The sequence below is a fragment of the Streptomyces sp. M-16 genome (genome assembly GCF_052114405.1).
Lineage (GTDB): Bacteria > Actinomycetota > Actinomycetes > Streptomycetales > Streptomycetaceae > Streptomyces.
The window spans coordinates 1-4,774 of the sequence record NZ_JBFRER010000245.1 but is presented as its reverse complement, the minus strand read 5'-3'; the positions used below and the strand labels follow the sequence as shown (position 1 = coordinate 4,774).

General features: G+C 73.5%; 2 protein-coding genes. Both read left to right on the top strand.

The genetic code is table 11. The features are described 5' to 3' along the window. The coding region (locus AB4039_RS41620) for a beta-ketoacyl reductase (RefSeq protein ID WP_442273237.1) at positions 1-921 on the top strand (921 nt) is incomplete at its 5' end. A gap of 26 nt (positions 922-947) precedes the next feature. Then, a partial coding sequence (locus AB4039_RS41615) for a type I polyketide synthase (protein ID WP_442273236.1) occupies positions 948-4,774 on the top strand: 3,827 nt, incomplete at its 3' end.

The window sequence follows — 4,774 nt, the reverse complement described above, 5'->3', positions numbered from 1 at the left end:
GAGCTGTCGGCGTTCGTGTTGTTCTCGTCGTTCGCGGGTACGGTCGGTGGCGCTGGTCAGGGCAATTACGCGGCGGCCAATGCCTGCCTGGACGCCCTGGCCGAGCAGCGTCGCGCCGACGGACTGCCCGCCACCTCCGTCGCCTGGGGCCCCTGGGCCGACAACGGCATGGCCGCGGACGAGACCGTCGCCGAACGCATGCGCCTCGCCGGCATGACCGGACTGGCCACCGACACGGCCTTCGCCGCACTCGCCCGCGCCCTCGGCCGGGGCGACGCCACCCTGACCGCCATCGACATCGACTGGGAGCGTTTCGCGCCGGGCTTCACCTCCGCCCGCCCGAGCCCGCTCCTCGCCGGCATCCCGGAAGCCGTCCGTCCCGCCGAACCGGACGGCGCCGACGCCGGCCTCGCCGCACGACTGGCGGCCCTGCCGGCCGCCGCCGAGCGGAGCGACGTACTGCTCGACCTGGTCCGTACCCAGGTGGCCGCCGTACTCGGCCACGGATCACCGCAGCGCGTGGACGCCGAACAGCCCTTCAAGGGCATCGGCTTCGACTCCCTGACGGCGGTCGAACTGCGCAACCGGCTCGGCCGGGCCACCGGCCTGACCCTGCCCGCCACCGTCGTCTTCGACCACCCCAACCCGGCCGCCCTCGCCGCCTACCTGCTCACCGAACTGTGCGGGGACCTCGGCGAGGCCGACCCGGAGGAGGACCGGATCCGCCGGGCGCTCGCCTCGATGCCGCTCTCCCGGATCAGAGAGGCCGGCCTGCTGGAGGTGCTCCTGGACCTCGCGGGCCTCGAAGGGGCCGCCGCGCAGGACGCGGCGGCCGACCCGGACGACACGGCCCCGGAGGACATCGACGCGATGGACACCGACGCCCTGATCCGTCTCGCCATGGACAACACGGACTCCTGACGGTCCGGGAAGTGAGGAGCTGACACATGGTTACGCCCGAAGCAGTGACGACATCCGGCACGGCGACGCCCGACGCGAAGCTCGTGGCCGCGCTGCGGAACTCCCTCAAGGAGACCGAGCGGCTGCGCGAACAGAACCGGCGGCTCGCCGAAGCGGCCCGCGAGCCCATCGCCATCGTCGCGATGAGCTGCCGTTTCCCCGGCGGCGTCCGCTCCCCCGAGGGCCTGTGGGACCTGGTCGCCGCCGGCCGTGACGCCGTGTCGCCGTTCCCCACCGACCGGGGCTGGGACCTGGAGGAGCTGTTCGACGAGGACCCGGACCGGCCCGGCTCCTCGTACGTCCGCGAAGGCGCGTTCGTCGACGGCGCCGCCGACTTCGACGCCGGCTTCTTCGCCATCTCCCCGCGCGAGGCCCTCGCCATGGACCCCCAGCAGCGCCTGCTGCTGGAGACCTCCTGGGAGGCCCTGGAGCGCGCCGCGATCGCGCCGGACACCCTGCGCGGCAGCCGTACCGGTGTGTTCGTCGGCACCAACGGCACCGACTACGGCACGGTCCTCGTGGGCGGTCCCGAGGAGGTCGACGGCTACCTGGCCACCGGGAACGCCACCAGCGTGCTGTCCGGCCGGATCTCGTACGAGTTCGGTTTCGAAGGGCCCGCCGTCACCGTCGACACCGCCTGCTCCTCCTCCCTCGTCGCCCTGCACCTCGCCGCGCAGGCCCTGCGCCAGCAGGAGTGCACGCTCGCGCTCGCGGCCGGGGTGACGGTCATGGCCAGCCCGACCACCTTCACCGAGTTCAGCCGCCAGCGCGGCCTGGCCCCGGACGGCCGCTGCAAGCCCTTCGCGGCCGCCGCAGACGGCACCGGATGGGGCGAGGGCGCGGGAGTCCTCGTACTGGAGCGGCTCTCGGACGCCCGCCGCAACGGTCACCGGGTCCTCGCGGTGGTCCGCGGATCGGCCGTCAACCAGGACGGCGCCTCCAACGGCCTGACCGCCCCCAACGGCCCCTCCCAGCGCCGCGTGCTCCGCCAGGCCCTCGCCAACGCCCGCCTGACGGCCGACCAGGTCGACGCCGTGGAGGCCCACGGCACCGGCACCACCCTCGGCGACCCGATCGAGGCACAGGCGCTGCTGGCCACGTACGGGCAGAACCGGCCGGCCGACCGGCCGCTGCGCCTCGGCTCCGTCAAGTCCAACATCGGCCACACCCAGGCGGCGGCCGGCGTCGCCGGCATCATCAAAATGGTCCAGGCCATCCGCAACGGCGTCCTGCCCCGCACCCTCCACGTCGACGAGCCCACGCCCCAGGTCGACTGGGCGGCCGGCGCCGTACGACTGCTCACGGAGAACCTCGACTGGCAGCCCGCCGACGGGCAGCCGCGCCGCGCCGGAGTGTCCTCGTTCGGCATGAGCGGCACCAACGCCCACGTCATCCTGGAGGAACCCGAACCCGCCGCCGAACCCACTCCGGCCGCCCCGGCAACCCCCGCGGCCTCCACCGCCCTGCCGTGGGTGCTGTCCGGCAAGTCCGCCGACGCCCTGCGGGCCCAGGCCGGCGAACTGCGCGCCTTCCTGTCCGCCCGCCCCGGCCACGACCCGGCCGGGATCGGCCGGTCCCTGGCCCTCACGCGCGCCACCTTCGACCACCGCGCCGTCCTCGTCGCCGACCACCCCGGCGCCTTCGACACGGCACTGGCGGCGCTGGCCGACGGCGCGGCGGCCGCCGGTCTCGTCGAGGGCCGGGCACCGGACGGACGGACCAAGGTCGTCTTCGTCTTCCCCGGCCAGGGCTCCCAGTGGACGGGCATGGCCACGGGACTCCTCGCCACCAGCCCCGTCTTCGCCGAGCGGATGGACCAGTGCGAGCGGGCCCTGTCCGCCTTCGTCGACTGGTCGCTGCGCGAGGTCCTCACCGACGGGGCCGCCCTCGCCCGCGTCGACGTGGTGCAGCCCGCGCTGTGGGCCGTGATGGTCTCCCTCGCCGCGCTCTGGCGCTCGTACGGAGTGGAACCGGCGGCCGTCCTCGGACACTCGCAGGGCGAGATCGCCGCGGCCTGCGTCGCGGGCGGCCTCTCCCTCGACGACGGGGCACGGGTGGTGGCCCTGCGCAGCAAGGCCCTGCTCGCCCTCTCCGGCCGCGGCGGCATGGTGTCGGTCCCGCTGCCCCGTGAGGAGGTGGCGGCCGGCCTCGACGAGCGCCTGTCCATCGCCGCCGAGAACGGCCCCCGCTCGGTCGTCGTCTCGGGCGACCCCGAAGCCCTCGACGCGCTGCTCGCCGGGACCGAGGGAGCCCGCCGCATCGCCGTCGACTACGCCTCCCACTCCGCCCACGTCGAGGAGATCCGCGACGAACTCCTCACCCTCCTCGCGGACCTCTCCCCGCGCCCGGCGGACGTGCCCTTCTTCTCGACGGTCACCGCCGACTGGCAGGACACCGCCGGACTGGACGCGGAGTACTGGTACCGCAACGCCCGCCGGACCGTGCGCTTCGAGGAGTCCACGCGCGCCCTGCGCGAGCAGGGATTCGGCGTGTTCGTCGAGAGCAGCCCCCACCCGGTGCTGATCCAGGGCCTCGGGGACTGCGCCGTCGGCTCGCTGCGCCGCCAGGACGGCGGACCGGGACGCTTCCTGCTCTCCCTGGCCGAGGCCCACGTGCGCGGCGTCGCCGTCGACTGGTCGCCCGCCTTCGCCGACGCCGGCCCCGACCACGTCGACCTGCCCACCTACGCCTTCCAGCGCCGCCGGTACTGGCCGCGCCCCGGCACCGGGCGGAACGCCGGGTCCGACCCGGCCGAGTCGGCCTTCTGGCTGTCGGGGCGGTGGTTGGTGGTGTCTGCGGTGGGGGGTGCGGAGCTGGTGGGTGTGTTGTCGGCGTCGGGTGTGGAGGTGGTGGAGCTGGTGGCGGGTGGTCGTTCCCGTGGGGAGCTGGCCGGGGCTCTGGCGGGTGTGGGTGTGGTGGAGGGTGTGGTGTCGCTGCTGGATGTGGCGGGTTCGTTGTCGTTGGTGCAGGCGTTGGGTGATGCGGGTGTCGGGGCCCGGTTGTGGTGTGTGACGCGTGGTGCGGTGTCGACGGGTGTGTCGGACCGTGTGGTGGATCCGGTGCGGGCGCAGGTGTGGGGTCTGGGTCGGGTYGCTGCGTTGGAGTTCGGTGAGCGGTGGGGCGGTCTGGTGGACGTTCCGGCGGTGCTGGATGACTCGACCGGGGGTCGGCTGGCTGCGGTTCTTTCCGGCGTCATTGGTGAGGATCAGGTTGCGGTGCGGGGGGAGGGTGTGTTCGTCCGTCGTCTGGTGAGGGCGCCTTTCGTTCCGGTGGTGGGTGAGGGCTGGCGGCCTGATGGGCCGGTGCTGGTGACCGGTGGTACGGGTGCGTTGGGTGTGCGGGTGGCGCGTTGGCTGGCTTCGGCTGGTGCGCGTGATCTTGTGCTGACGAGTCGTCGGGGTCTGGATGCTCCGGGTGCCGCGGATCTGGTGGCGGAGCTCGCCGGGTCTGGTGTCACGGCTTCGGTGGTGGCGTGTGATGTGGCTGATCGGGATGCGGTGGCGAAGCTGCTGGTGGAGTTCCCGGTGTCGGCGGTGTTCCATGCGGCGGGTGTGCTGGATGACGGTGTGCTGGACGGTCTGACTCCGGAGCGTCTGGCGAGAGTCCTCGGCCCGAAGGCGGATGCGGCGTGTCATCTGCACGAGCTGGCGGGTGAGTTGGGCCTGGAGCTGTCGGCGTTCGTGTTGTTCTCGTCGTTCGCGGGTACGGTCGGTGGCGCTGGTCAGGGCAATTACGCGGCGGCCAATGCCTGCCTGGACGCCCTGGCCGAGCAGCGTCGCGCCGACGGACTGCCCGCCACCTCCGTCGCCTGGGG